This is a genomic window from Limosilactobacillus antri DSM 16041 (assembly GCF_000160835.1).
Classification (GTDB): Bacteria; Bacillota; Bacilli; order Lactobacillales; family Lactobacillaceae; genus Limosilactobacillus; species Limosilactobacillus antri.
On the sequence record NZ_GG700732.1, the window covers coordinates 45,792 to 70,809 of the forward strand.

A 25,018-nucleotide genomic window follows, 5' to 3' on the forward strand; every position below is an offset into this window, starting at 1 on the left:
GATGGAATTTACCAAGAGTGTTCGCCTGCCGGGGGATGCGGATACCTACACCCTGAGTCCAGAAGTTAAGAAGTATACCCTGACCGACCTGGGCTTTGAGGAAACCCGGCGGGGCAACTTTGAATACAAGGGGAGCCTCGACACGGACAACCCCTTTAAGCCGGTGGCCCGCCTGCGGATTTTGGTCAATGCGGACCTGACGGGCTTTAAGATGGAGACGGTAACGGGGAACGGGGCCCGGCGGATTAACATCTTTACCCACCAGCGGGCAGCGGAGTTTGTCGAACAATATCACTTTATTTTAGACGAAATGTTGAAAAGAAACGTCTTTATTAGTAGCCGGGCAGATTAAATTGGTGCAGCTGCTGGTGGACTTTGATACAATAAGCACTACTGGATGCATGCGACCTTCAATCGTAGATTATTCCAGAATCTATTTGAAATGATGGTGATAAATAATGACTGACCACAGCCAGACGCGTGTTGTTGTCGGGATGAGCGGCGGGGTGGATTCCTCCGTGACCGCCCTGCTCTTAAAGCGTCAGGGCTACGACGTAATCGGCGTTTTTATGAAGAATTGGGACGACACTGACGAAAACGGTGTCTGTACGGCGACCGAGGATTACAAGGACGTTGCCAAGGTAGCCGCCAAGATCGGGATTCCTTACTACTCCGTCAACTTTGAAAAGGAGTATTGGGACCGGGTCTTTAAGTACTTCATTGCTGAATACAAGAAGGGCCGCACACCGAACCCGGACGTAATTTGCAACAAGGAGATTAAGTTCAAGGCCTTTATCGAATACGCCAACCAATTGGGGGCGGACTACGTGGCAACCGGCCACTATGCGGACCTCAAGCGGGATGCGGATGGCCGGATGCACCTGATGCGGGCCGCCGACCAGCACAAGGATCAGACCTACTTCCTGAGCCAGCTTGATTACCACCAGTTGGATAAGGTCCTCTTCCCACTGGCCCGCTATACCAAGCCGCAGATTCGCGAAATCGCTAAGGAAGCGGGGTTAGCGACGGCCGAAAAGAAGGACTCGGTGGGGATCTGTTTTATCGGCGAAGACGGCCATTTCCGCGAATTCTTGAGTCAGTACCTTCCTGCCCAGCCCGGCAACATGGAAACCGTCGATGGCAAAGTTGTCGGCCAGCATATGGGCCTGATGTACTACACGATTGGCCAGCGGCGGGGCCTCGGCCTGGGTGGTAATAAGGAGAGCAACGAGCCCTGGTTTGTAATTGGCAAGGACATTAAGAAGAACGTCCTCTACGTCGGTCAGGGCTACCACAACGAGCACCTGTACGCGACCCACCTAGAAGCCAGTGACATTCACTGGGTCGATGACGTAGTGAGCCGTTTTGGCCGTGAATTTCACTGTACGGCCAAGTTCCGTTACCGCCAAAAGGACGTTGGCGTGACCGTTAAAATTGCCGCTGATGACCAGATGGTAACCGTTAACTTTGATGACCCCGCTCGGGCGATTACCCCAGGCCAGGCGGTGGCCTTTTATGACGGCCAGGAGTGCCTGGGCAGTGCCATTATTGACCGGGCTTACAATGCCAGTCGGCAGCTGCAGTATGTTTAACGGCTAGCGACATATTTGATGGGGAGGTTGAAGGCCTCCCGGTTTACATATCTAAAACAAGTATGAACAATTATAATTTTTTCTGGTAAGATATTAAGTAAAAAGGTCTGCGATAAATAATGACAAAAGTGTACTTGATTCGTCACGGAAAAACTGAATGGAACCTTGAATCCCGCTACCAGGGAGCCCATGGCGATTCCCCCCTGCTGGCGGCCAGTTACCAGGAAATCGCCTTGCTTGCAGACTCGCTGCGTGGGACCCAGTTTGCCCACGCCTACGCCAGTCCGTTAAAGCGGGCACGGGTAACCGCCCAAAAGCTGCTGGACCACCTGGAACAACCGGTCCCGCTAACAATTGATAGCCGGTTAATGGAGTTTAACCTGGGGAAGATGGAAGGGATGCACTTTGCGGACGTTGCGGCTAAATGGCCGGAAGCACTGCACAACTTCCGCCACCACCCGGACCGGTACGATGAACGGGTGACCGGGAGTGAGAGCTTTAGCCAGGTGATTGACCGTGTCGGTTCCGCAATTAAGGAGTATTGCCGGCTGAACCCTGCCGCCAATATTCTGGTAGTTTCTCATGGGGCTGCCCTCAACGCCACGATTAACGCCCTCATCGGGACGCCGCTGCCGCACCTAAAGGACCGCGGCGGTCTAAGCAATACTTCCACGACCATCCTGGCGACCAGTGACGCGAACCACTTTGAACTGGAGCGGTGGAACGATACTTCCTATTTGCACAAGACAAAATTAGACCCAACCGATACCATTTAACGAGGTGATTGTGATGAATAACGAAGAATTTCAAGCAAAACAAAAACGGGAAACCGAAAAACTGGTCCACAAACTGATCCGCGCGATTGACGAGCACCCCGAGAAGGTGAATAACTATTACGACCTGGGATCGCTGCTGACCCGGCTAAACGACTACCAGCAGGCCGAAGAACTCTTTATGAAGGCCCTGGGGATTTTTGAAGCCAAGGGTGACCAGGGGGCCATTGACCTCTTGAACTATGGCCTTGGCAACCTGTACTACGAGGTTGGCAAGCCTAACGCGGCCATCAAACTCTATGACAAGATCGGGGATCCAAAGATTAAGGCGGACTCCTATTTGATGCTGGCCCAGAGCTATATGAAGAAGGGCCAGCATAAGCAGGCGGTGGCCTACGGGGTGACGGCTCATGAACTACGGCCAGCAGACCCGGAAATCAACCAGGTCCTGGGCGATTCTTTACTAGCCCTCGGTGAATTTACCGCGGCGAAGAAGTATTATGACGCAATTCTCAAACGGCACCCCGGTCGGGCAGACACCCAGTTTAACCGGGGAATTGTCGCAATGGTCTTAGGGGAGCCTTACCATGACTACCTGACCCAGGCCCAGCAACTGGACCCGGCCTATTACAAGAAGAGCGAACAACGCCTGGCGGAGATTGAAAAGACCCTGCAGGCGACCAAAAAGAAATAAAGTGGGAAGGGATGACTTCAATGGCAACTGAGCTAGACCTATTTAAGACGCCAACGGAGCCGTCTTTTTTTGTTGGTCAGGTCCAGTCGGAAATTTTCTCGAGCCCGGACTCCTTTTTTAAAGTCCTGGTGGTTTCGGTAGAAGAAGCGAACTTTGACTGGCCGGAGGGTGAAATTACGGTGACGGGCAGCTTCGGCGACCTGAGCGACGACCAGACGTACCGCTTTGAGGGAAAGCTGGTTGAGCACCCGCGTTACGGTCAGCAGTTTCAGGCGAGCTCCTACCACGTTAACCAGCCGACCAGCCGGAACGGGCTGGTGGAATTTTTGGCTGGCAAACAGTTTCCGGGCGTCGGCCAAAAAACGGCCGAAAAGGTGGTTGATGCCCTGGGCACGGCGGCAATTGATAAGATTAGCGCGGACCCCCACGTCTTGGATGGGCTAAAGTTGCGTTCTGCAGTAAAAAAGTCAATTATTGATAACCTGCAGGCTAACCAGGGGCTGGACCAGGTGATTATTGGCCTGAACGACTATGGCTTTGGCAGCAACCTGATCAGTACAATTGTTGACCGCTATGGTGAGGATGCGCTCCATATCATCAGTGAAAATCCTTACCAGCTGGCGGCGGAAATTGACGGGATCAGCTTTAAGCGCGCTGATCAGGTCGCCGCTAAACTAGGAATTGCCGGCGATGATCCCCGGCGGATCACGGCGGCGATTATCCAGTCGCTGGATGACCTCACGATGGCAACCGGTGACACTTACACGAGCGCCAAACCGTTGCTGGTAAATGCGCAGCGCCTGCTTAATGAGGGCCGCCATGGCCAGGTCGCCGCACCGGTGATTGCGGACCAGATCGTGACGATGGAAAAGCAGCACCAGATTAGTTATGATGATGAACGCCTTTACCCGACGGCGCTGTACCAGGCTGAATACCAGATTGCTGACCACCTGGACCGGCTGGTAAAGGCAAAAGCGGACCCGGTCCCCCCGGCAACGATTCAAAAGACCCTCGGCCGTGTAGAGCAGGAAACCGGGATTAAGTATGATCGGGTCCAGGTCAGTGCAATTGAAACGGCCCTTAACAATAAACTAATGCTGCTAACCGGGGGCCCGGGAACCGGGAAGACGACGATTATCCGGGGAATTGTGGAGTGTTACGCCAAGGTTCACCAGCTTTCGCTAGATATTGACGACTACCGGGATAAACCCTTTCCGGTACTGTTAGCGGCACCAACGGGACGGGCGGCGAAGCGGATGAGCGAAGCAACCGACCTGCCCGCCAGCACGATTCACCGCCTGCTCGGCTTAAATGGCCGGGAACTGCCAACGGATATTAACGTCCGGGATCTGAAGGGGGCCTTGTTAATTGTCGACGAAATGTCGATGGTCGATACCCTGCTTTTTAAGACCCTCGTTCAGGCAGTCCCGACCGCGATGCAGGTGGTGCTGGTTGGCGATAAGGACCAGCTACCGTCGGTGAGGCCGGGTCAGGTCTTTCATGACCTCCTGGCCTTTGCCGAGCTGCCAAAGGTAGAGCTGACGAATATTCACCGGCAGGCGGCCGACTCTACCATTATCCCGCTCGCCCACGCAGTTAAGGCGGGACGGGTCCCGGCCGACCTAATGGCTAAGAAAGCCGACCGGTCATTTATTCCCTGCCAGGCTTGGCAGGTGCCGGACGTGGTGGAACAAATTATCAGTTTAAGCCGGCAGCGGGGCTATACCGCCCAGGATGTCCAGATTCTCGCGCCGATGTACCGTGGTGCTGCCGGGGTCGACAATCTGAATGAATTGGCCCAGGCGGTTTATAATCCCCCGACCAAGGACAAGCAGGAGGTAGAATTCCGCGGCCAGGTCTTCCGGGTTGGCGATAAGGTGCTGCAGCTGGTTAATAGCCCCGAGAATAACGTTTTTAACGGGGACATTGGCCAAATCACCGCCATCGAAACCAAGAAGGGTGCTAAGGGGGCCACCATCACGATTGACTTTGATGGCAATGAGGTCAACTACCACCGGATGGAGTGGAGCCAAATTCAGTTGGCCTACGCCATTTCAATTCATAAGTCGCAGGGGAGCCAGTTTAAGATGGTCCTGATGCCAGTGGTGCGGCAATTCAGCCGGATGCTCCAGCGGAACTTAGTATATACCGCAATTACCCGGGCGGCCGCCAAGCTGGTCCTGCTGGGGGAGGCCCAGGCAATGGCCCAGGCGGTTCATAACGTGGGGACCAACCGGCGGACGAGCCTGTTGCAACGCTTAAAGGAAAAATGGCAACCAGCGGGAGCGGCGGCTGATACTGACCACGCGCCAGCTGCTGTTGCGGAAGCGGACCCGGCGGCCGTATCCCCAGCTGGGCCCCACGTGCTGACGGCAGCGCTGATTGCCGAGCAGGCGGTGGACCCGCTGATTGGAATGGTGGGAATTAAGCCGCAGGACTTATAAGGACTTGATTGCAGGGGAAAATGTTGCGATAATAAACGGTATACTGCTAGTTAAGATAAAGGAAGTACAATGATGACGCAGATTAAGAATGCTCAAAACGTCCGGTTATTTGCCTTAAACTCAAATCAGCCGTTAGCAAACGCCATTGCCGATAAGGTCGGCTTGCCGCTTAGCAAGGCCTCCGTTAACCACTTCGCTGATGGTGAAATTAAGATCACCATCGACGAAAGTGTCCGGGGGTGTGAAGTATACGTAATTCAGTCCGTTTGTGACCCGGTCAATACCAACCTGATGGAACTATTGATTATGGTGGATGCCCTGCGGCGGGCTAGTGCGGCGAAGATCAACGTGGTAATGCCGTACTACGGTTATGCACGGCAGGACCGCAAGGCGCGGAGCCGGGAACCGATTACCGCTAAGCTGATTGCGAACCTCTTGGAAATGGACCAGATTGATCGCTTGGTAACGATTGACTTGCACGCAGCCCAAGTCCAAGGCTTCTTTGACATTCCGGTCGACCACCTGCAGACGACCAGCTTGTTTGCGGATTACTTTGCCAAGCACAACCTGATTAACGAAGAGACCGTGGTGGTCGCGCCGGACCATGCCGGGGTCAGTTTCGCCCGCAAGTTTGCGGAACGGATCAAGGCGCCCATCGCGATTATCGATAACCGGGCGGACGAGGTCCGGGAACAGACGAACCAAAAGGTGCCTGAATACGTCATTGGGGATGTGAAGTGCAAGACCGCGCTCGTGGTCGATGATATTGTGGATACTGGTGTGCGGATGAAGCTGTCCGCACAGGCCCTGGCCAAGTTTGGTGCCAAAAAGATCTATGGGGTTGCAACTCACCCGGTCTTGTCTGCCAATGCGGTCGAAACATTGCAGAATTCCCTCCTGGAAAAACTGGTGGTCACTGATACGATTCACCTGCCGGAGGAAAAGCAATTTCCTAAGCTGGTCCAGCTCTCGGTTGCTGACCTGCTGAAGGAGGCAATTGTCCGCATCCATAACCACCAATCAATTGACACCCTGTTTAATCGTTAATCGGTACAAATCGGGCCTGCGACAATCTTTGCCGCAGGCCCGATTTGTTGTTATAAAGTTTTTAAGGATATTACGTGACTCCCCAGGTCTAGTTTACGCTTAAATTGAAGTGGGGGAGCTGGTGGACAAAGTTTTGGTAAGCTTCCTGCTCTCCGGTAGCCGTAATCTTCGCGTCATGGGCGGCCACCTTCCCCTGGTGGAGGAGTTCTTCGGCCACTTGAATGCGGTGGGTAAAGGTCGCGTTGCCGATCAATTCAATCCAGTAGTGCTGGTGGGTAAAGTGGGCAATGGTTTTAACCATCCCCCCCGGATTGTAGACAGTGATTGGTTCGTCAAAGGCGGCACTAGCGGGATGGAGCAGGGCAAAGGCCAGGCTGGTGGCTGACATCCCGGTTCCGCAAGCGTTTGTAAAGCCGACGCCCCGTTCGTAGGTTCGGACAAACAGCTTCTGGGGTCCAAGAATTTGGGCGAAGTTGATGTTAACCCCGTCACTGAAGTAGGGGTTATCACCGTTAAGGTAGGGGCCGAGTTCCCCCAGGAGCGGGCCCTCAATGGTCTGCTGACTGACAAAGCTGATCAGGTGGGGGTTGGGAACCGCCAGGGTGGTAAAGGTTAATCCCGGCGCCAGTTCCGGTACCGGGGTGCCCAGCAGACGGTCGTGGCCCAGGTTGTCAAAGGGGAGGGCCGTCTTATCAAAGCGGACCGGTGAGATTTCGACAGCAAAGGCCAGAACACCGGGGGCCAGTTCGGTAGCTTGCCGGACCTGTAAGCTGCTGTCCATGGTGTCAACTTTGAACGTCGTCTGCCCATCGCGCTCCGCTACGTAACGGGCGACGGTCCGTAAACCATTGCCACACATTGAGGCTTCGCTGCCGTCGGCGTTGATTACCCGCATTTGGGCAACGGCTCCCGGACGGGTTGGCCGGTCAACGACGAGCAGGCCGTCCGCACCGCCCAGGAGGCCGTTGTGGCTGTCAGTCAACCCTTGGGCCAGCTGCCGCAGTTCACCATCGGCTAGCGGCTGGGCTAGTTTGGTCTGGTCGAGAATGAAAAAACTGTTTTGCGAACCGTGTACTTTTAGTAGTTGTGCCATATTGATCCTCCTAGTTAGCAAAAAAACGGTGGTAAATTGCGCGGACGGCATTATCCGCATCCCGGTCATAGGTTCCAATCATAATCGAAATCCGTGACGCCCCCTGGTTGATAATCGGGACGGGAATCCCCTGGTCCGCCAGCGGGGCGAGGATGTCGTTGATTACCCCAATCCGGTTGCGCATCCCTTCGCCAACCACCATGGTGATGGCGTAATTATCAATCCACTCCAGCTGGTCGGGGTTGATTTCTTCCTGAATTTCGTTGCAGATGGTGTCCACCAGCTGGTCGTCAACTTGGTTTTTATCCAGGATGATGGTGATATCATCAATCCCCGATGGCATATGTTCGTAAGAAACGTTGTGCCGGGCCAGGATGTTTAGGATCCGCAGGGTAAAGCCGGTTTCCTTGTTGAGCAGGTACTTGTGGAGGTAGATCGCGGCAAAATGCTTGCCACTGACGACCCCGGTCACGATATCAGCGGGCTGAAAATCCTTATCGGGGACGATCAGGGTGCCGGGCTTTTCGGGGTGCTGAGTATTCTTAACGTTAATCGGGACGTTACCCTGGATTGCCGGGATGAGGGCCTCATCATGGAAAACCGAGAAGCCGGCATACGATAACTCCCGCATCTCCCGGTAGGTCATTTTGGCAATCGGCTGGGGATGGTCAACGACCGCCGGGTTGGCCGCGTAGATTGCGTCGACGTCGGTAAAGTTTTCGTAGCATTCGGCATGGAGACCCCGGGCCAGGATCGCTCCGGTAATGTCAGAACCGCCCCGGGAAAAGGTGGCCAGGTGGCCAGCAAGGGTGATGCCGTAAAAGCCGGGGAAAACCAGCAGTTCGCTGTCATTAAAAGCAAACCGGTCCAGGAGCGAATAAGCTTCTGGGGTGACGCTGGCGTTATTCGGAGTTCCGGTGACCCGGAGTCCAACCTGCTCCGGAGTGACAAAGCGCGCTTCGTAGCCCAACTGGCGCAGGATGATCGTCATCAACTGGGCGTTGAGCCGTTCGCCATGAGCCTTAAACGCCGCAAGCAGGTAGTTGTTATTGGGAAAACGCCAGCTGGGAAGCTCGTTAAGCCGCTTGGCCAGCGGCACCAGCTGGTCCTGCGGCACGTTGAAATAGTCGGCGATTGCGGTGTAGCGGTTGATAATTTGGTCAACGGTTTTTTGGAACGGCTGGCCGGCGATCACCTGCTGGGCGTATTTAATCAGGAGGTCGGTTACCTTGGTGTCATCCGCCGTCCGCTTGCCCGGCGCCGAAGTAACGATCACCCGGCGCTGCGGATCGGCGGTAATAATTTTAATCGCCTGGTCAAAGTGTTCGCCGTCCGCTAGCGAACTGCCACCAAATTTAACGACTTTCATTTTTTAAGCACTCCTTTGGGAAAATGCCATTTTCGCTCATTTCCCGTAAATAAATTTAACCGAATTCTAACATGTTTAAGAAATCTTGCAAGCACCGAAATTAAAAATTTGCTTTGGCCGGGGAAGCTAACCGACCGCCGCTCAGCGCTTGCTAGGTGCTGAATTAATTTTGCTATTGACTTTCTAATTGATTTTTTATAAACTAATTACAACAAATCGAAGAGGCGCAGCCAACACCAGTAAGCTGGGGGAGTTCCTGCCGGACGTTGATCCCTCCTGAACAGGGCGGCTGCCGAAGCGCTTAACCGGGCGGCGGTTAGGTAGCTGGGGCGTGGTTGAATAAATCACGGACTGTCGCAGGACGGATCAGAGCCTGCGTTGCGCTATCGACAGATAAAATGGGTATTGCTTCCACTATTTGTTTTTGCGCAAATAGTGGATTTTTTTATCCGGTCGTTTTCCCCTTAGTCGAATTGGAGGAATTAGTGATGAATGAACAAATTTCAGCAAGTCAGCTTAACGCGGCTGGCCACTTGATGATCGGTGGCTGTGACAGCTTAGATCTGGCTCAGCAGTACGGCACGCCCCTGGTGGTTTATGACGTCAGCCGAATCCGCCAGCAGATCCGGGCGTTTAAGCGGGTCTTTGAGGATAACCAGGTTGATTATGCGGTCAGTTACGCCAGCAAGGCCTTTGCGGCAATTGCGATGTACCAGCTTGCTGACCAGGAAGGCGCCCACGTGGACGTGGTTTCCGGCGGGGAGATGTATACAGCATTAAAAGCGGACTTCCCGCTATCACACGCCAGCTTTCATGGCAATAACAAGTCGTATGACGAGTTAGTGTTAGCAGTTAAGAATAATATCGGCGTGGTGGTCGTTGATAACTTTTATGAGATCACGTTGTTAAACCAAGTGCTGGCTGACTTGGACGCCCACGTCAAGGTCATGCTCCGAATCACGCCGGGGATTTCGGCCCACACTAATAAGTACATCCAGACCGGCCAGGTTGACAGCAAGTTTGGCTTCGACTTGGAATCCGGTCAGGCGGACCGGGCACTGGAAGCCGTCCTGGCGTCGCCACGGATGACGATGGTTGGCCTTCACGCCCACATCGGTTCCCAAATTTTTGAACTGGCGGGGTTTGAAGGGGTTGCCAATAAGCTAGTGGCGGTGGCCAGCCATTGGCAGCAGAAGTATGACTACCAGGCTCAGGTGATTAACGTTGGCGGGGGCTTTGGGATCCGTTACACGAAAGCCGACCAGCCGCTGCGCCCCGAAGAGTTTGTTGATGCCATCATCAAAGCAATCAAGGCGGCAGTTACCCCGACCGCCCTGGAGATGCCGGCCATCTGGATCGAGCCGGGACGGTCAATCGTGGGTCCCGCCGGTTTCAACCTCTACACGGTTGGTTCCCGGAAGGACTTGCCCGGCTACCGGCCGTTTGTAACCGTTGACGGGGGGATGGGGGATAACATCCGGCCCGCCCTGTACCAGGCAGAGTATGAAACGGTCCTGGCAAGGGATCCGCAAGCACCATTGACGGAACACGTTCGTCTGGCTGGTAAATATTGCGAAAGCGGCGATATTTTGAGCCAAGACCAGGCGCTGCCGGCGACGAAGCCGGGCGACGTTCTCGCGATGCTGGATACTGGAGCCTATGGTTACGCGATGGCCTCCAATTACAACCGGAACCCCCGGCCAGCGGTCGTCTTTGCCGAAAATGGGCATTCCCAGCTGGTAATCGAACGGGAAAGCTATGAAGACCTGGTTCGCTTAGACCGGCCGTACACCGCAAATAATTAACGTATATTATAGGAAGAAAGAGTGATTAGAATGGCAGAATTAGACGCGCAAGCAATCATTAACTACATTGGCAATGCACCTAAGAAGACCCCGGTGAAGGTGCTGCTAAAGGGGGCCGTTGACCAGTTGAATTTCCCAGCTGATGTCCAGGCCTTTGCGGAAGAAAAGACGGCCACCCTTTACGGTGACTGGGCGGTTATTAAGCCGTTCTTAGCCGCAAACGACGACCGGATTGAAGACTATCACGTTGAAAATGATGCCCGTAATTCGGCAGTGCCCCTGCTGAACCTTAAGGAAATCAACGCGCGGATTGAACCCGGGGCGATTATCCGGGACAAGGTGTTGATCGGCGATAATGCCGTTATCATGATGGGGGCAATTATCAATATCGGTGCGGAAATCGGTGCCGACTCCATGATTGACATGGGGGCGGTCCTCGGCGGCCGGGCGATTGTCGGCAAGCACTGCCACATTGGTGCGGGAACGGTCCTGGCCGGGGTTGTGGAGCCAGCCAGTGCCCAACCGGTGCGGATTGACGACGACGTCCTGATCGGGGCTAATGCGGTGGTTATCGAAGGGGTACACGTTGGTAAAGGGGCCGTAGTGGCGGCCGGAGCAATCGTTACCCACGACGTTGAAGCTGGGACAATGGTCGCCGGGGTTCCCGCCAAGTTTATTAAGCGGGTCGACCAGCAGACCAGTGACAAGACCGCTTTGGAAGACGACTTGAGGAAGTTATAATGGTATTAGATGAAGAACAACTCATTCAGATCCGGCGGCACCTGCACACGATCCCAGAGCTAGCCCTCCACGAAACGATGACCCACGAATACCTGCTCCAGGTGGTCAGGAGTTTTAAGCAGGACTACCTAGAAATTAGGGAAACCCCTGAATTGCCGACTGCCCTATTCGTGCGGGTAAAGGGGACGGCACCCCAGCGGACGATCGGCTACCGGACGGACATTGACGCTTTACCGATTACTGAACAGACGGGCCTGCCCTTTGCGTCGCAGCATCCTGGTGTGATGCACGCGTGCGGCCATGATATTCACATGACGGTGGCCCTGGGGGTTTTAAACTACTTTGCAGAACACCAGCCGCAGGATAACCTGCTCTTCTTCTTCCAGCCGGCTGAAGAGAGTGATTATGGCGGCAAGCGGGCCTACGAAGCCGGCTTGTTTGCTGGTAAGTGGCGGCCGGATGAATTTTATGGCCTGCATGACAACCCGGACTTGCCGGCTGGGGCGATCGGCTGCCGGATGGGGACCCTCTTTGCCGGGACTACGGAGGTCAACATTGACCTTGAGGGTCAGGGCGGCCACGCGGCCTATCCCCAGGATGCTAACGATACGGTGGTTGCGGCGGCGGCACTGATCATGCAGGTGCAGACGGTCATTTCCCGCAGTATTGACCCGATCCAAAGCGGGGTCGTTACCCTCGGCAAGATTCGCGGTGGTGAGATCCGCAACGTCATTGCTGGTCACACCCGGATCGAGGGGACGATTCGCGGCCTTACCCAGGCGATGATTGAAAGCATTGATGACCGTTTGCGGGATCTCTGTGCGGGAATTGGCCGCAGCTTTAATATGAAAGTCAACCTGGAGTTAAACCAGGGGGGCTACTGGCCGGTTGAGAATAATCCGCAATTGACCAAGTTCTTCATTAACTATATGAAGCAGGCCCCGAACGTGGACTTCGTAGAAACCGCGCCCGCAATGACGGGTGAGGACTTTGGCTTCTTACTGGCGAAATTCCCCGGTACGATGTTTTGGCTGGGGGTCGATGACGACTCGCAGCTGCACTCGGCAACGCTGACCCCCCAAGAGTCAGCAATTAAGCGAGGCGTTGACGCCATTACTGGTTTTATGGAAGCAAGGATGAATAAGGAGGAATAGTTATGCGCTTAGCAGATGCGGACCTTTTAACGGCGATTGTCACGCCCTTTGACGACCAGGGGCAAATTGACCTGGCCAGCCTTGAGAAGCTGACCAACTACCTGATTGATCAGGGAAGCAATGGCTTTGTGATCGGTGGGACGACGGGTGAAACGCCAACCCTGACCCACGATGAAAAGATTAAATTATACACGGAGTTTGGAAAGATTGTTGCAGGCCGGGTTCCGGTAATTGCCGGGACGGGGAGCAACAACACTGCCGAAACGATCCGCTTTACCAATGAGGTTGCGGCAATCCCGGGAATCGACTACGCCCTGGTAGTTGTTCCGCCGTACAACAAGCCGAACCAGCGGGGGATGAAAGCGCACTTTACCGCGGTGGCGGACCAGTCCCAGCTGCCGATTGTGATGTATAACATTCCCGGCCGGACGGGGGTCAAGATGACTGCCCAAACAATTGTTGAGCTCTCGCAGCACCCCAACATTGCAGCGGTTAAACAGTGTGCTTCGTTAGAGGAACTGGAAGCGATCGTCGAAGGACGCGCGGACGATTTTGCCGTCTTTACCGGCGAGGATGCCCAAGCCCTGACCGCCCGGGTGCTCGGGGCTAACGGGGTGATTTCGGTGGCGGCTCACAGCTATGCTCCCCAAATGCGGCGGATGTACGATGCCCTTTACCAGGGTGATTACCAGGAGGCTGGCCGGCTGCAACGCTGGCTGACCCCACGGATGGCGGCCCTCTTCATGTACCCATCACCGTCGCCGGTGAAAGCGGTCTTAAATGCCCAGGGCTTTCGGACGGGCACTTGCCGCTTGCCGATTCTGCCGCTGGACGAGGAAGAACAGCGGTCGCTGGCGGCAGCATTATCCCTGCCGGCAGACCAGTTGCTAAAGAAGCAGTTGCCACTTAACTTGGGGGAATAGATGATGAAGAAAGTATTGATTGCGGGTGCCGCTGGTGCGATGGGGCAAAAAGCGGTGGCTCTGGTAAACAGCCTGACGGACGTTGAATTAACCGCGGTCCTGGCGCCCCACGCTACGGCAGACCAGCGCGCCCAGCTCCAACTCGGGCCCCAAGTAAAGCTCTACCAAGACCGCGCTCAAATTGATCCTAAGGTGGCAGACATCTGGCTGGACTTCACCGTTCCGGCGGCCGTTTACGAAAACGTCCGCTTTGCGCTTGATCATGGCATGGCACCGGTGGTCGGCACCACGGGATTAACTGACGAGCAGGAAGCTCAGCTGGTTGCGGAAAGCAAGGAGAAGCACCTTGGCGGGGTAATTGCGCCCAACTTTGGAATGTCGGCGGTCCTGCTAATGAAGTTTGCCCGGGAGGCCGCTAAATACTTCCCGGACGTTGAAATAATTGAAATGCACCACGCTGATAAGAAGGACGCGCCATCAGGGACCGCCCTGAGTACTGCTAAACTGATCGACCAGGTGCGGCCAAAACACGAAAGCAGCCCGGACGAAGTAACCACCCTTGATCACGTGCGCGGTGGCGATTACCACGGGATTAAGGTTCACTCCGTCCGCCTGCCGGGCTACGTTGCCCATGAGCAGGTCCTCTTTGGCGGCACGGGGGAGGCGCTAACGCTTCGCCAGGATTCCTTCGACCGCCAGTCATTTATGAGTGGGGTCAAGGTGGCCCTGGAAAAGGTCCTCGACCTGGATGAATTAGTAATCGGTCTGGAAAACATCTTATAGGAGGCGACACGATGCCAACATTACCAACAGTACTGCAGGGAGTCGTCAATAAGCGGATTGCCGGCTTGCCACCTGCCCAAATTCGGGCCTTTGATGATGAAATCTCCGGGGTACCGGGGATCGTTAAGCTGACCCTTGGGGAACCGGATTTTAACGTTCCAGAGCACGTTAAGCACGCCGCGGTGGAAAGTATTCAACAGGATGATTCCCACTACTCAGCTAGTCGGGGGACAATGGAGCTGCGCCGAGCGATTAGCGACTACCTCAAGGCCAGCCGGCAGGTTAATTACGACCCGGCGACGGAGATCATTGTGACCGTAGGGGCCACAGAAGCAATTACGGCGACGACCTTTGCCCTGTTGAATCCCGGTGATAAGGTGATCGTGCCGACCCCAATTTATTCCCAGTATTTTTCCAGTATTGCCCTAACCGGGGCACAGGCGGTAATCGTTAACACGGCGCCGGATGGTTTCTTGCTGACTGCGGACCGCTTGCGAAAGGCGCTGGCACAAGCGGGTGCTGGGGTCAAGGCGGTCGTCCTTAACTACCCGAATAATCCAACCGGGCGGAGCTATTCCGCAGCTGAAATCGCGGAACTGGCGGCGGTATTGGCGGACCACCAGCTGATTGCAATTGCGGACGAAATTTATAGCGAGCTGGTCTATGACCGCCAGTTTAGCTCCCTGGCTAGTCAGCTACCTGGGCAAACGGTGCTGATTAACGGCCTCTCGAAGTCCCATGCCATGACCGGCTACCGGCTCGGCTACCTGGCTGCCCCAGCTGCCCTGGTGGAACAAATTTCCAAGATGCACTCCTTTATGGTGACGGCGGCCAACGATACCGCCCAAGCGGCGGCACTAGAAGCCTTGACCAACGGGCGGGATGACCCGGCAATCTACCGTCAGCAATATCAGCAGCGCCGGGATCGTTTAGCAGCTGCAATGCGGGCGCTGGGCTTTGAAATTGCAATTCCAGACGGGGCCTTTTACCTGTTTGCAAAGATTCCTGCTCAGTACGGGGATGATGACTTCCGGTTTGCCCGCGACCTTGCCCAGCAGGCCCGGGTAGGGGTCATCCCTGGTAGCGCGTTCGGCCCTGGTGGTGAAGGCCATATCCGCCTGTCTTACGCCGCTTCCGATCGCCAGATTGCGACGGTGATTGAACGCCTGCAGACCTTCATGGCAAAGATTAATAAGTAGTAAAATGGCTGCTCAGCCGCAAGTTTCTTCAAGAAGGTTAAATGAGAAAACTTTCATCGGAAAGTAACCGAGATGTAAAATAGAAAGGGTTAACTTTTGTTTAATTTCGTGATACCTTGGCAGTATGCAATTGATGATTGCTTTAAATATTACTGAAACGGGAGTGTTTAAAGTGAGCAATAAACACGAAATTGAAGAAGAGCTGGCGCAAGCGGAGAGCCAACTGGCGACCCTTTGTCAAAGTGAGCAGCACCCGGTTGCCGATAGTGCGGAGACGGTTACTATTCAGCCGACCTGCGGGGAGCAAATGACTTCGTTGCGGGAAGAATGCAGTCAGCTGCGAATTATCTTAGAAGCGATGGAAGCATCGGAAGACTAACGACTTAAATTTTAATAATGAATGAAAAGGGTGTGTGGCAATTGCCGCGCACCATAAGCATAAACACCCTCCAGCATTCGGCTTTGCCGAGTACTGGAGGGTGTTTGTGTACTGTCCGATTCGCTTCCTTAGTGTTGCTGGCAGAAGGGGTAGCTGGCAGAAGTGATCGTCATGTCGAGAAACCGGTTTCCCAAGTTTTCGCCGTCGACCTGGCAAAATTCCAGTGAGGTTGTGGTCAGGTGAAGTTTTTCTCCTGACTGGTGGAGGGCCCAGCGTGAACCAGCAAGGCGGCCATGATAAAACTGGCGGAGCTGCCACAGAGTGAGGGGCCAACCGTGTCGTTCAGCCACAATTAGGTCTAGGTCGGCCTTCTGAAGGCTGTTCGTAGTGGTCATTTGAATGCGGCTGTCGGTAAAGGAGTGGTTGGCGACCAGCGCAATGTAGGCGGCTGGTGCTAATGTACGGCCAGCCGGCCCGTTGACCATCAGTTTGAAGGGTTGCTGGTTGTAAAGAATGGCACTTGCCTGGCTGAGAAAGGCTAGCCGCCCCCACCGGAATTTTGACCGCTTGGGCTGCTTGCGCTGGTTCAATAGTGCGGCGTCAAAGCCAATTCCGATGCTGTTTAAAAAGTAGCCGTCGTCGCCTTTGATGGCGTCATGGTAATGACCGATGTGGACTCGTTCGACAGCGTCAGCGGCGAGAACCTGCTGCAGGGCTGTGGTGGGCTCGAGGTCAATCCCGTAGGCGCGGGCGAAGCGGCTAAGCTTGCTGACCGGAATGTAGGCTAAGGGGAGCTGCTGGGCAGTTGCTGGTGTATTCTTGATGAGACCGTTCAAGACGTCGTGCAGGGTCCCGTCACCCCCGATTACCAGGACCGTCGTATCCGCTGTGGGGTGGGCAGCAGCCAACCGGCGGGCAAAATAGGCCGCACTGCTTGCATCCTTGGTAGCTTGCATTGAAAAGGCCGTCTGATTTTGCACTAGCTGTTGTTGGATGGCCGGCCAGACCCGGGCACCGTTGCCGTTGCCAGCAGCTGGATTAAGAATAATTGAATAGTGCATAAGCAATGTTCCTCTTTAGATGATGAGCAAGACAAAAAAAGGGGCTGAGTTATTTTCCCAGCCCCTGACAATCCTAATTAAAATGTCGTGATTTTGAAGTTAGGATTTTGCTTCTCGTATTCCAGCGCTTTCGTGTCGAGTTGTTCAACGTATTCAATGTTGTAATCGGTATTGTGCTCAACCATTAATAACGCTTCCGCTTCGGAGTCCGCTTCGACGTAAATCGACCGCGTATTTTCACGAACGGGGCGTTTGGCATTATCTGGTTGGAAGTATACTTTAAAAGTCATTCTACTAAAAACTCCTTAATAGTAATGATGTTATGTTCTGTGATTTACTTAAACTATTTTAGCACATCTCCGGAGGGCTGTCTTAATAATTAGCAACATGGTATTATAATTTTAGTAAAGACAGGAGTGGGGGTCTGGTGGATGAAAGTATTTTTAATTTGTTTGATTGCGGTCGTTTTGGTCGCGGGACTCTATGTGTGGGTGCACCGGATTTTGATTAACCGGGCCACAATCATGCTGCGGAAGCGGGCCCAACAGGTCACGGACCGCGCCGTTAACCAGTGCCTGCAGGACGACCTTGCCTGGAACCGAACGCTACAATCGGAACTGGTGGCCGACGTCTGGGGCAAGGGGGTCCTGGCGTTTGAATACCACTTCCCAGCGGCGGAACTCGCGGCAATGACGAGGGAACGATTGGAGAAGGAGCTCAATGCTTACGCCAGCAGCCACCAGCTGTCCAGCGATGGAAACTGCTTTGTTGTGACCGACTGGTGGCAGTATGAACAGGTTCAGCACGTTGACGTTGCCTACCTTTTAAATGAGGCAACTAAGGAATACGTTGCCGATTTAAAGAAAATTGACCATTAATAAAGGGGATTACGCGTCGTTGTCAGCGCTCGCCCGGGAATCATTTCCGGGTGGCTGCCGCAGACGGGCAATCCCTTTTGCTTTAGCTAATCATAATCGTATCGGCTGGGGCCTCAAAAGGCTGCTGCTTATTAATGTGGTCGTAGAAGAGCATCCCATGCAGGTGGTCAATTTCGTGCTGGCAGACAATTGCTGGGTAGTTCTTCAGGCGTACCTGGTGCTGCTCGCCGTTCGTGTCCTGGTAACGGAGGGTGATCCGGTCGTGTCGGGGAACGTAGCCGGGGACGTCCTTATCTACGGATAAGCAGCCTTCACCCTCCGTTAGCGCACCGTATTGGACTGACTCGCTGACGATTACCGGGTTGATGATTACGTCCTTGAATTCTGGCTTGCCGTCCTCTTCAGTTGCGGGAACCAACACGGCCGCCATCTGCTTGGATACGCCAACCTGGGGTGCCGCTAGCCCGACGCCCGCCCGGAGCTTGTACTTTTCGCAAAGCTGGGGATCCTGGCTGACTTCCAAGTATTCCATCATTTTTTTTGCAAGCGTCTGGTCTTCATCAGAGAGTGGAAAACTGACCTTTGCTGCTCGCTTCCGAAGAACGGGGTCACCGTCACGGACAATATCCTTCATCAAAAACAAACTTTCCGCCTCCAAATAATTTATTCTCATTAGCTAGTCTACCATTAACCACCAATCCGTGCATGAATAATTTACGGCGTCAATTGGTGGTGACAACGTTTACATTTGCGCGTTTTCTAGTCATTATCTGCTCAAAAAGTCTATGAAAGCGCTTGTATTATGGTGAAAAATCGGTATACTAGAAACTGTAAGTAGGCAATCGCTTATATATGATGTTAATTGGATTTGGAAAGGGATGTTTATAATGGCCGATGCCAAAGCTGTAGACTTTGCTAAGATTAAAGCCGAAGAAGGCGCTGCGTTCGCAAAGCCCGTTCAAATTCTGGATAACGATGGAAAAGTCGTTAATAAGGAATTGATGGCTAACTTTACTGATGACCAACTTGTAGACTTGATGAAGAAGATGGTTTGGGAACGCGCTCTGCACGAACAGACCATGAGCTTTTCCCAACAGGGTCGGCTAGGCTTCTACGCACCAACCTGGGGTGAAGAGGCCTCCGAAATGGGGACCGCCGCTGCGTTCAAGAAGCAGGACTTTATGTTCCCGGCATACCGTGACCTGCCACAATTGATCCAACACGGTGCAACCGTTGCGCAGATGTACTTATGGTCCAAGGGCCATGTCAAGGGGAACCTCTTTGATGCCCGTGCACTGCGGCCGCAAATCATTATCGGTGCCCAAATGGTCGAAATGGCCGGGGGTGCTTTGGGAATCAAGAAGAACGGCGAAAAGGACACCGTCGCATATGCCTACACCGGTGAAGGTGGTTCTTCACAGGGTGACACCTACGAAGGGATGAACTTTGCCGGGGTCTTCCAGGCACCCGCTGTCTTTATTATTCAAAACAATGGTTGGGCCATTTCCTACCCACGGAAGCTCCAAACCGAAGCGGAAACCATTGCTCAGAAGGGGGTTGCAGCCGGAATTCCTGCCGTTCAGGTTGACGGGATGGATGTCCTGGCATGTTACGAAGTTGCCAAGGAAGCTCGTGAATTTGCGGCAGCCGGCAATGGCCCTGTCCTGATCGAAACGTTAACTTACCGGTTCGGTGCCCACAGTTCTGCTGGTGATGACCCTAGTCGTTACCGGACCAAGGACGAAGAAAAGCCATGGTTCGACAAAGACCCATTGATTCGGCTTCGCAAGTACTTGACTGAAAAGAAGCTCTGGTCGGAAGACGAAGAGGAAAAGTACGTTGCTGAATGCAAGGATGACTTCAAGAAGGCCATGAAGGAAGCTGATTCCGTAGAACCAGAAAAGGTTTCTGATATGCTTAAGCGGACCTTTGAAGTACCAACCCCAGATATTAAAGAACAAATTAAGAAGTACGAAGCAAAGGAGTCGAAGTAATCATGGCTAAGAAGACTTATATCAAAGCTATTACTGAAGGTATTGACATTGCTTTAGCTGAAGATCCTAAGACCCTGGTTTTTGGTGAAGATGTCGGTAAAAACGGTGGTGTGTTCCGGGCTACTAACGGCCTGCAGGAAAAGTACGGCAAGGACCGGGTCTTCAGTACCCCGCTTGCTGAATCTGGAATTTTAGGGCTGTCGATTGGGTTAGCAGTAACTGGCTGGCGGCCGGTTCCAGAAATCCAATTCAGCGGTTTTATCTTTGAAGCGCTGGACTCGATTGTTTCTCAAATGTCACGGATTCGTTTCCAATACAATGGCACTAAGAACGCGCCAATCACGATTCGGACACCATATGGTGGTGGAACTCACACCGCAGAACTTCACGGGGATAACTTTGAAAACTTTGTCATTGGTGTACCAGGCTTGCGGGTAGTTACCCCAAGTTCCGCTTATGACGCTAAGGGTCTGATTATTTCCGCGATTGAAAACAACGACCCAGTGGTCTTCCTAGAAAACCTGCGTCTATACCGTTCTGTTAAGGGTGAGGTTCCTGACGACAAGTACACGGTTCCGTTGGACAAGGCTAACGTTGTTCAAGAAGGTAGCGACGTCACGATCATCGCCTACGGTGGTGAAGTTTCAGAAGCCCAGAAGGCTGCTAAGAAGCTTGCCAAGGACAATATCTCTGCGGAAATTATCGACTTACGGTCCCTCTATCCGCTGGATACTGACACGATTTTTGAATCCATTAAGAAGACGCACCACGTGGTAATTGTGCAGGAAGCACAAAAGCAGGCGGGAGTCGGTGCTGAAGTTGCTTCGGCAATTTCCGAAGGTGCCATCATGTACCTGGACGCTCCAATTACCCGGGTAGCGGCACCAAACTCTGTTTACCCATTCCCACAAGCAGAAAACGTTTGGATTCCAGCATCTAAGGACATCGAAGATGCAGTTCGTGAAGTAGTTAATTATTAATCGTTAACCAGTTAACGGTTATGAAAGGAAGTTAATACGATATGGCATACAAATTCAAACTACCAGAGATGGGTGAAGGACTGACCGAAGGGGATGTTGCTTCATGGTTGGTTAAGGAAGGCGACCAGATCAAGGCCGACGATCCATTAATCGAAATTCAAACTGATAAGTCAACCACGCAGCTGGTTTCTCCGGTTGACGGGACGGTCAAGACCCTGAACGTTAAGGAAGACGACCACGTTGAAAAGGGTGACGACCTGCTCTTAATTGATGATGGTAAGGACGCCGTCAGCACCAACGTTGAGAGCGACGACGATGACGAGCCAGCTGCTGATGACGGTGCGGAAGAAGCTGCTGCGCCAGCAGATGGCAAAAAGGAAGAAGCCGCGCCTGCTCAAGGCGGGGTTGCTCCATTAGCTGAACCAAACAAGCTGGTTATGGCAATGCCGTCCGTTCGTCAATACGCTCGTGATAAGGGCGTTGATATTTCACTTGTTCAACCAAGTGGTAAGCATGGTCAAGTCCTCAAGGCTGACATTGATAACTTCAATGGTGCGGCCCCGGCTGCTGCCTCTAAGCCAGCCGCTGCTGCTCCAGCTGCTCCTGCCCAGGCTGCTGGCAACTCCATCAAGCCTTACAAGGGAGCTGGTGAAGACGCTGAAACCCGTGAACCATTGTCAGCAATGCGGAAGATCATTGCGAAGAACATGCGGAAGTCCGTTGACATTAGTCCGATGATCACCCTCTTCGATGACGTTGAAGTTTCTGCGCTGATGACGAACCGGAAGAAGTACAAGGCGGTTGCCGCTGACCAGGGAATTCACCTGACCTTCCTGCCGTACGTTGTCAAGGCCTTAGTTGCCACCATGAAGAAGTTCCCAGAACTGAACTGCTCAATTGACGACAGTACGATGGAACTGGTTCAAAAGCACTACTACAACATCGGGATTGCTACCAACACTGACCACGGTTTGTACGTTCCAAACATTAAGAAGGCAGATTCAAAGAGCATGTTTAACATTGCCAAGGAAATTGCCGATAATGCCCAGGCTGCTGAAGATAACAAGCTGAGTCCAGACTCCATGGCGGGGACTTCAATGACCATCAGCAACATTGGCTCAATGCGTGGCAAGTGGTTTACCCCAATTATTAACCAGCCAGAAGTTGCCATCCTTGGGGTGGGAACGATTGCCACTGAACCAATTGTTAATGACAAGGGCGAAATTGTTGTTGGCCACATGATGAAGTTATCATTGACCGTTGATCACCGGTTGATTGATGGTGGTTTGGCACAAAACGCCATGAACTACATGAAGAAGTTATTACACGATCCTGAATTGCTTGCGTTGGAGGCTTAATTAGATATGGCTGAAGTTGAACAAAAAGATACTGTTGTTGTTGGTGGCGGCCCTGGTGGCTATGTAGCTGCGATTCGGGCTTCTGAATTGGGGCAAAAGGTGACCCTGATTGAAAAGGGCGATCCTGGTCTTGGCGGCGTTTGCCTGAACGTCGGCTGTGTGCCGTCGAAAGCCCTGATCGCTGCTGGACACCGGCTCCAGGAAGCGAAGGACTCTTCCACCTACGGGGTTTCTAAGACCGACGCAACCATCGACTTTAAGAAGACCCAGGAATGGAAGAATAAGAAGGTCGTTGAACGGATGACCCGTGGGGTTGAAATGCTCTTGAAGAAGCACAAGGTTGAAATCATTAATGGTGAAGCCATTTTGGATAACGACCACCAGCTCCGGGTAATCAAGCCAGGTCCTAAGCAATTTATGGACAATGATACTGGCCGGACCATTACCTGGAAGAACCTGATTTTGGCTACCGGTTCTCGGCCAGTTGAAATTCCGCACTTTAAGTTTGAAGGTCGGGTCATTGACTCAACTGGTGGCTTGAACTTGCCAGAAATTCCAAAGGAACTGATTGTTATTGGTGGTGGGTACATCGGCTCAGAACTGGCCGGAGCCTACGCTAACCTTGGTTCCCACGTAACGATCCTGGAAGGTCTGCCTTCAATTCTGAATGGCTTTGACGACGACATGGTCAAGGTCGTTGAAAAGAACATGAAGAAGAAGGGGATTGACATCATTACCGGGGCGATGGCGAAGAACTCCGAACAGGACGACTCCAGCGTCACAGTTACCTACGAGGTTGATGGCAAGGAACAGACAATTAAAGCTGATTACTGCATGGTTTCCGTTGGCCGGAAGCCAAACACCGACAACTTTGGCCTGGACATGACCAGCGTTAAGCTGAATGATCACCATCAGGTAATTGTTGACCAGCAAGGCCGGACCAACGTTGATGGCATCTGGGCAATTGGTGACATTGTTCCCGGCCCAGCCCTGGCCCACAAGGCCTTCTTTGAAGCAAAGACGGCTGCAGGTGCCATTGCCGGTAAGAACACCGCTAATGACTGGGTTGGTGTCCCGGCAGTCTGCTTTACCGACCCAGAAATGGCCGAGGTCGGCATGAACAAGGAACAAGCTAAGGAGAAGGGAATTGAAGTGGCTACTGCCCAATTCCCATTTGCCGGGAACGCCCGGGCGGTTTCCTTAGACCAGCCGGATGGTTTTGTTCGCCTCGTTTACACAAAGGACGAGAAGAACGTCGTTGGTGCCCAAATCGTTGGTCCTGGTGCCAGTGATATGGCCGGTGAATTATCGTTAATTGTTAACTGCGGTATGAACGTTGAGGACGTTGACCTGACGATCCACCCGCACCCAACCTTGAATGAACCAATTCAAGAAGCTGCTGATATTGCTTTGGGCTTCCCAACCCATATCTAAGCGTCGGCTTCCCCGCGTCAGTTAGCGGAAAGCCAATCTTTACAATCGCAAAAGCCGTCCAAGCCGCTTGCGTATGCTTGGGCGGCTTTTTTGTGCTTGTACTGGGCGGGGCTGGCCAGACTTAGCTCGCCAATTTGTACTGAGCACGGTATAATAAAAGCAGTGTGAACGAACGGGGGATAATGATGAGAAATCAAAACTATGCTTACCCATTGGAAAGCCACTGGTCAATTTCTGAAATGGACACGGTGATTGCCTTCTGGCGCGCAGTTGAGGATGCGTACGAGACTGGAGTCAGCCGCCAAACAGTGCTGAGCCGCTATCAAGCTTTTAAGGCGGTCGTTCCCAGCAAAATGGAAGAAAAGCAGCTGGGGCGGCAATTTGCCCGGGTATCCGGTTATGAACCATACCCCGTCCTTCAGCAAGCGCGGGAGTCACAAGCAAAATTTATTAAGATGGTTGGCGATGAAAAGTGATTGATGAATTAGATAAACAGGTAATCGAAATGCTCTGGCGGCTTAACCAGCAGACCCTGCACCGGATGCAGGAGCCTTTCCAAGTTGCTACAAAGACCAATTACAACGACCTGGTGACGTCCGTTGACAAGCAGAATGAGCGGGAGATTGACGGCTACTTGCGGCAGATCGACCCTGGCTGCCAGATCCTTAGTGAAGAGGGCTTTGGCAGTCAAGGGATTACTGATCCAGCTGGGCACCTGTGGATTGTTGACCCGATTGATGGCACGCTGAATTTTGTTAAGCAGCGGGACCATTTTGGCATTATGCTGGCCCTTTATGTTGATGGCCAGCCAACATTAGGCTACATTATGGACTGTATGAATAAGCGTTTGTACCATGGCGGTCCTGGCCGGGGCGTTTTTGTTAACGACCAGCGGCTGAGTGCGCCCGCCGACCTTTCACTGCGGGAAGGGCTGGTTTCGATTAGCAGCCCGCTGATCTTGGGAAACGTCAACCAGTTGCCGACGGTTGCCAAGGCGGCCAGCGGCTTGCGGATGTACGGCAGTGCTGCCATGGAAATGATTGGGATGCTGACTGGGGAACTGGTCGGCTACGTTTCTCACCTGCACCCCTGGGACCTAGCGGCGGGCCGGGTGATGGCAGAAGAATTAGGCTTAGTGGTTAAATCGATTGACGGGACGACACCAGATGTGCTATCATCTAACCTTGTATTGATAGCTACAAAACAAGTTAGCCGGGAGATTGCTGAGCTTACTGACTAATTGTTAAAGCTGTGACGAAATGGTCACAGTTTTTTTATGAAATCAACCCGAAATGAGTGTATACTAATTCAGGAGAA

General features: G+C 53.2%; 25 protein-coding genes and 1 riboswitch. Of the genes, 20 read left to right on the forward strand and 5 right to left on the reverse strand.

The window, feature by feature from the left end:
* Nucleotide 1 precedes the first annotated feature (1 nt).
* The 6 genes from HMPREF0494_RS00295 to HMPREF0494_RS00320 all read left to right on the forward strand — a co-directional run bounded on the left by HMPREF0494_RS00295 (nucleotide 2) and on the right by HMPREF0494_RS00320 (nucleotide 6,550).
* Nucleotides 2-352 carry a DUF1831 domain-containing protein gene (locus HMPREF0494_RS00295; protein WP_007122892.1) on the forward strand — a complete coding sequence of 117 codons (351 nt, stop codon included), beginning with the start codon at nucleotides 2-4 and terminating at the stop codon, nucleotides 350-352.
* Nucleotides 353-458: 106 nt separating this feature from the next.
* The gene (gene mnmA, locus HMPREF0494_RS00300) at nucleotides 459-1,592 is read left to right on the forward strand and encodes a tRNA 2-thiouridine(34) synthase MnmA (protein ID WP_007122893.1); all 1,134 of its coding nucleotides are present in this window, start codon (nucleotides 459-461) and stop codon (nucleotides 1,590-1,592) included.
* A gap of 119 nt (nucleotides 1,593-1,711) precedes the next feature.
* Nucleotides 1,712-2,368 carry a histidine phosphatase family protein gene (locus HMPREF0494_RS00305; protein WP_007122894.1) on the forward strand — a complete coding sequence of 219 codons (657 nt, stop codon included), beginning with the start codon at nucleotides 1,712-1,714 and terminating at the stop codon, nucleotides 2,366-2,368.
* Between the two features lie 13 nt (nucleotides 2,369-2,381).
* Nucleotides 2,382-3,059, forward strand: coding sequence for a tetratricopeptide repeat protein (locus HMPREF0494_RS00310; RefSeq protein ID WP_007122895.1), 678 nt, complete (start codon nucleotides 2,382-2,384; stop codon nucleotides 3,057-3,059).
* 20 nt (nucleotides 3,060-3,079) lie between these two features.
* Nucleotides 3,080-5,503 carry an SF1B family DNA helicase RecD2 gene (gene recD2 / locus HMPREF0494_RS00315; RefSeq protein ID WP_007122896.1) on the forward strand — a complete coding sequence of 808 codons (2,424 nt, stop codon included), beginning with the start codon at nucleotides 3,080-3,082 and terminating at the stop codon, nucleotides 5,501-5,503.
* 72 nt (nucleotides 5,504-5,575) lie between these two features.
* On the forward strand, nucleotides 5,576-6,550 hold the full coding sequence (locus HMPREF0494_RS00320; RefSeq protein WP_040458599.1) for a ribose-phosphate diphosphokinase: 975 nt from the start codon (nucleotides 5,576-5,578) through the stop codon (nucleotides 6,548-6,550).
* Between the two features lie 88 nt (nucleotides 6,551-6,638).
* On the opposite strand, the gene dapF is transcribed toward HMPREF0494_RS00320, so the two are convergent.
* Both dapF and HMPREF0494_RS00330 read right to left on the reverse strand, forming a co-directional pair.
* Nucleotides 6,639-7,643, reverse strand: coding sequence for a diaminopimelate epimerase (gene dapF / locus HMPREF0494_RS00325; RefSeq protein ID WP_007122898.1), 1,005 nt, complete (start codon nucleotides 7,641-7,643; stop codon nucleotides 6,639-6,641).
* A 10-nt stretch (nucleotides 7,644-7,653) separates the two neighbouring features.
* Entirely contained in the window at nucleotides 7,654-9,012 is a 1,359-nt protein-coding gene (locus HMPREF0494_RS00330) for an aspartate kinase (RefSeq protein WP_007122899.1), read from the reverse strand.
* 211 nt (nucleotides 9,013-9,223) lie between these two features.
* Nucleotides 9,224-9,407, forward strand: a riboswitch (Lysine riboswitch).
* Between the two features lie 93 nt (nucleotides 9,408-9,500).
* On the opposite strand from HMPREF0494_RS00330, the gene lysA reads away from it, so the two are divergent.
* From lysA to HMPREF0494_RS00365, 7 genes are all read left to right on the forward strand, one after another.
* Nucleotides 9,501-10,817 (forward strand): diaminopimelate decarboxylase, encoded by a 1,317-nt coding sequence (lysA, locus tag HMPREF0494_RS00335; RefSeq protein WP_040458600.1) that lies wholly within the window; start codon nucleotides 9,501-9,503, stop codon nucleotides 10,815-10,817.
* Nucleotides 10,818-10,847: 30 nt separating this feature from the next.
* A complete protein-coding gene (gene dapD, locus HMPREF0494_RS00340) occupies nucleotides 10,848-11,558 on the forward strand; it encodes a 2,3,4,5-tetrahydropyridine-2,6-dicarboxylate N-acetyltransferase (RefSeq protein ID WP_007122901.1) in 711 nt (236 codons plus the stop codon).
* Nucleotides 11,558-12,712, forward strand: coding sequence for an N-acetyldiaminopimelate deacetylase (locus HMPREF0494_RS00345; protein WP_007122902.1), 1,155 nt, complete (start codon nucleotides 11,558-11,560; stop codon nucleotides 12,710-12,712). The genes dapD and HMPREF0494_RS00345 overlap by 1 nt, the downstream gene beginning before the upstream one ends.
* 2 nt (nucleotides 12,713-12,714) lie before the next feature.
* A complete protein-coding gene (gene dapA, locus HMPREF0494_RS00350; RefSeq protein ID WP_007122903.1) occupies nucleotides 12,715-13,635 on the forward strand; it encodes a 4-hydroxy-tetrahydrodipicolinate synthase in 921 nt (306 codons plus the stop codon).
* 3 nt (nucleotides 13,636-13,638) lie between these two features.
* Entirely contained in the window at nucleotides 13,639-14,418 is a 780-nt protein-coding gene (gene dapB / locus HMPREF0494_RS00355) for a 4-hydroxy-tetrahydrodipicolinate reductase (protein WP_081445938.1), read from the forward strand.
* 11 nt (nucleotides 14,419-14,429) lie between these two features.
* Nucleotides 14,430-15,617 (forward strand): aminotransferase class I/II-fold pyridoxal phosphate-dependent enzyme, encoded by a 1,188-nt coding sequence (locus HMPREF0494_RS00360; RefSeq protein WP_007122905.1) that lies wholly within the window; start codon nucleotides 14,430-14,432, stop codon nucleotides 15,615-15,617.
* Nucleotides 15,618-15,789: 172 nt separating this feature from the next.
* Nucleotides 15,790-15,996, forward strand: coding sequence for a hypothetical protein (locus tag HMPREF0494_RS00365; RefSeq protein WP_040458734.1), 207 nt, complete (start codon nucleotides 15,790-15,792; stop codon nucleotides 15,994-15,996).
* A gap of 128 nt (nucleotides 15,997-16,124) precedes the next feature.
* Here the strand turns inward: HMPREF0494_RS00365 and HMPREF0494_RS00370 are convergent, their stop codons facing one another.
* Together HMPREF0494_RS00370 and HMPREF0494_RS00375 are read right to left on the reverse strand one after the other, a co-directional pair.
* On the reverse strand, nucleotides 16,125-17,057 hold the full coding sequence (locus HMPREF0494_RS00370; protein ID WP_007122907.1) for a diacylglycerol/lipid kinase family protein: 933 nt from the start codon (nucleotides 17,055-17,057) through the stop codon (nucleotides 16,125-16,127).
* 77 nt (nucleotides 17,058-17,134) lie between these two features.
* Entirely contained in the window at nucleotides 17,135-17,347 is a 213-nt protein-coding gene (locus tag HMPREF0494_RS00375) for a DNA-directed RNA polymerase subunit epsilon (protein WP_007122908.1), read from the reverse strand.
* 141 nt (nucleotides 17,348-17,488) lie between these two features.
* Between HMPREF0494_RS00375 and HMPREF0494_RS00380 the strand changes: the two genes are divergently transcribed.
* On the forward strand, nucleotides 17,489-17,935 hold the full coding sequence (locus tag HMPREF0494_RS00380; RefSeq protein ID WP_007122909.1) for a hypothetical protein: 447 nt from the start codon (nucleotides 17,489-17,491) through the stop codon (nucleotides 17,933-17,935).
* Between the two features lie 82 nt (nucleotides 17,936-18,017).
* Here HMPREF0494_RS00380 and def read toward each other — a convergent pair whose 3' ends face one another.
* Nucleotides 18,018-18,578, reverse strand: coding sequence for a peptide deformylase (gene def, locus HMPREF0494_RS00385; protein ID WP_040458601.1), 561 nt, complete (start codon nucleotides 18,576-18,578; stop codon nucleotides 18,018-18,020).
* Nucleotides 18,579-18,822: 244 nt separating this feature from the next.
* On the opposite strand from def, the gene pdhA reads away from it, so the two are divergent.
* The 6 genes from pdhA to HMPREF0494_RS00415 all read left to right on the forward strand — a co-directional run bounded on the left by pdhA (nucleotide 18,823) and on the right by HMPREF0494_RS00415 (nucleotide 24,941).
* A complete protein-coding gene (gene pdhA / locus HMPREF0494_RS00390; protein WP_040458602.1) occupies nucleotides 18,823-19,929 on the forward strand; it encodes a pyruvate dehydrogenase (acetyl-transferring) E1 component subunit alpha in 1,107 nt (368 codons plus the stop codon).
* A gap of 2 nt (nucleotides 19,930-19,931) precedes the next feature.
* Nucleotides 19,932-20,909, forward strand: coding sequence for an alpha-ketoacid dehydrogenase subunit beta (locus tag HMPREF0494_RS00395; protein ID WP_007122912.1), 978 nt, complete (start codon nucleotides 19,932-19,934; stop codon nucleotides 20,907-20,909).
* Between the two features lie 41 nt (nucleotides 20,910-20,950).
* Nucleotides 20,951-22,267, forward strand: a complete 1,317-nt coding sequence (locus HMPREF0494_RS00400; RefSeq protein ID WP_007122913.1) for a 2-oxo acid dehydrogenase subunit E2 — start codon at nucleotides 20,951-20,953, stop codon at nucleotides 22,265-22,267.
* A 6-nt stretch (nucleotides 22,268-22,273) separates the two neighbouring features.
* A complete protein-coding gene (gene lpdA, locus HMPREF0494_RS00405; protein ID WP_007122914.1) occupies nucleotides 22,274-23,701 on the forward strand; it encodes a dihydrolipoyl dehydrogenase in 1,428 nt (475 codons plus the stop codon).
* Between the two features lie 185 nt (nucleotides 23,702-23,886).
* Nucleotides 23,887-24,177, forward strand: coding sequence for a UPF0223 family protein (locus HMPREF0494_RS00410; protein ID WP_040458603.1), 291 nt, complete (start codon nucleotides 23,887-23,889; stop codon nucleotides 24,175-24,177).
* Nucleotides 24,174-24,941: an inositol monophosphatase family protein gene (locus HMPREF0494_RS00415; RefSeq protein ID WP_007122916.1), complete on the forward strand. Its 768-nt coding sequence runs from the start codon at nucleotides 24,174-24,176 to the stop codon at nucleotides 24,939-24,941. Before HMPREF0494_RS00410 ends, HMPREF0494_RS00415 begins: the two co-directional genes overlap by 4 nt.
* The last annotated feature ends 77 nt before the right edge of the window (nucleotides 24,942-25,018 follow it).

Bases quoted from the DNA above. Each gene is read 5' to 3' on its own strand.
- HMPREF0494_RS00370 (WP_007122907.1), bottom strand. From the start codon at position 17,057: ATGCACTATTCAATTATTCTTAATCCAGCTGCTGGCAACGGCAACGGT.
- HMPREF0494_RS00395 (WP_007122912.1), top strand. From the start codon at position 19,932: ATGGCTAAGAAGACTTATATCAAAGCTATTACTGAAGGTATTGACATT.
- HMPREF0494_RS00305 (WP_007122894.1), top strand. From the start codon at position 1,712: ATGACAAAAGTGTACTTGATTCGTCACGGAAAAACTGAATGGAACCTT.
- dapF (WP_007122898.1), bottom strand. From the start codon at position 7,643: ATGGCACAACTACTAAAAGTACACGGTTCGCAAAACAGTTTTTTCATT.
- HMPREF0494_RS00320 (WP_040458599.1), top strand. From the start codon at position 5,576: ATGACGCAGATTAAGAATGCTCAAAACGTCCGGTTATTTGCCTTAAAC.
- HMPREF0494_RS00380 (WP_007122909.1), top strand. From the start codon at position 17,489: ATGAAAGTATTTTTAATTTGTTTGATTGCGGTCGTTTTGGTCGCGGGA.
- mnmA (WP_007122893.1), top strand. From the start codon at position 459: ATGACTGACCACAGCCAGACGCGTGTTGTTGTCGGGATGAGCGGCGGG.
- HMPREF0494_RS00410 (WP_040458603.1), top strand. From the start codon at position 23,887: ATGAGAAATCAAAACTATGCTTACCCATTGGAAAGCCACTGGTCAATT.
- pdhA (WP_040458602.1), top strand. From the start codon at position 18,823: ATGGCCGATGCCAAAGCTGTAGACTTTGCTAAGATTAAAGCCGAAGAA.
- HMPREF0494_RS00330 (WP_007122899.1), bottom strand. From the start codon at position 9,012: ATGAAAGTCGTTAAATTTGGTGGCAGTTCGCTAGCGGACGGCGAACAC.
- HMPREF0494_RS00345 (WP_007122902.1), top strand. From the start codon at position 11,558: ATGGTATTAGATGAAGAACAACTCATTCAGATCCGGCGGCACCTGCAC.
- dapD (WP_007122901.1), top strand. From the start codon at position 10,848: ATGGCAGAATTAGACGCGCAAGCAATCATTAACTACATTGGCAATGCA.
- dapB (WP_081445938.1), top strand. From the start codon at position 13,639: ATGAAGAAAGTATTGATTGCGGGTGCCGCTGGTGCGATGGGGCAAAAA.
- recD2 (WP_007122896.1), top strand. From the start codon at position 3,080: ATGGCAACTGAGCTAGACCTATTTAAGACGCCAACGGAGCCGTCTTTT.
- HMPREF0494_RS00310 (WP_007122895.1), top strand. From the start codon at position 2,382: ATGAATAACGAAGAATTTCAAGCAAAACAAAAACGGGAAACCGAAAAA.
- lysA (WP_040458600.1), top strand. From the start codon at position 9,501: ATGAATGAACAAATTTCAGCAAGTCAGCTTAACGCGGCTGGCCACTTG.
- HMPREF0494_RS00295 (WP_007122892.1), top strand. From the start codon at position 2: ATGGAATTTACCAAGAGTGTTCGCCTGCCGGGGGATGCGGATACCTAC.
- HMPREF0494_RS00400 (WP_007122913.1), top strand. From the start codon at position 20,951: ATGGCATACAAATTCAAACTACCAGAGATGGGTGAAGGACTGACCGAA.
- dapA (WP_007122903.1), top strand. From the start codon at position 12,715: ATGCGCTTAGCAGATGCGGACCTTTTAACGGCGATTGTCACGCCCTTT.
- HMPREF0494_RS00375 (WP_007122908.1), bottom strand. From the start codon at position 17,347: ATGACTTTTAAAGTATACTTCCAACCAGATAATGCCAAACGCCCCGTT.
- HMPREF0494_RS00360 (WP_007122905.1), top strand. From the start codon at position 14,430: ATGCCAACATTACCAACAGTACTGCAGGGAGTCGTCAATAAGCGGATT.
- lpdA (WP_007122914.1), top strand. From the start codon at position 22,274: ATGGCTGAAGTTGAACAAAAAGATACTGTTGTTGTTGGTGGCGGCCCT.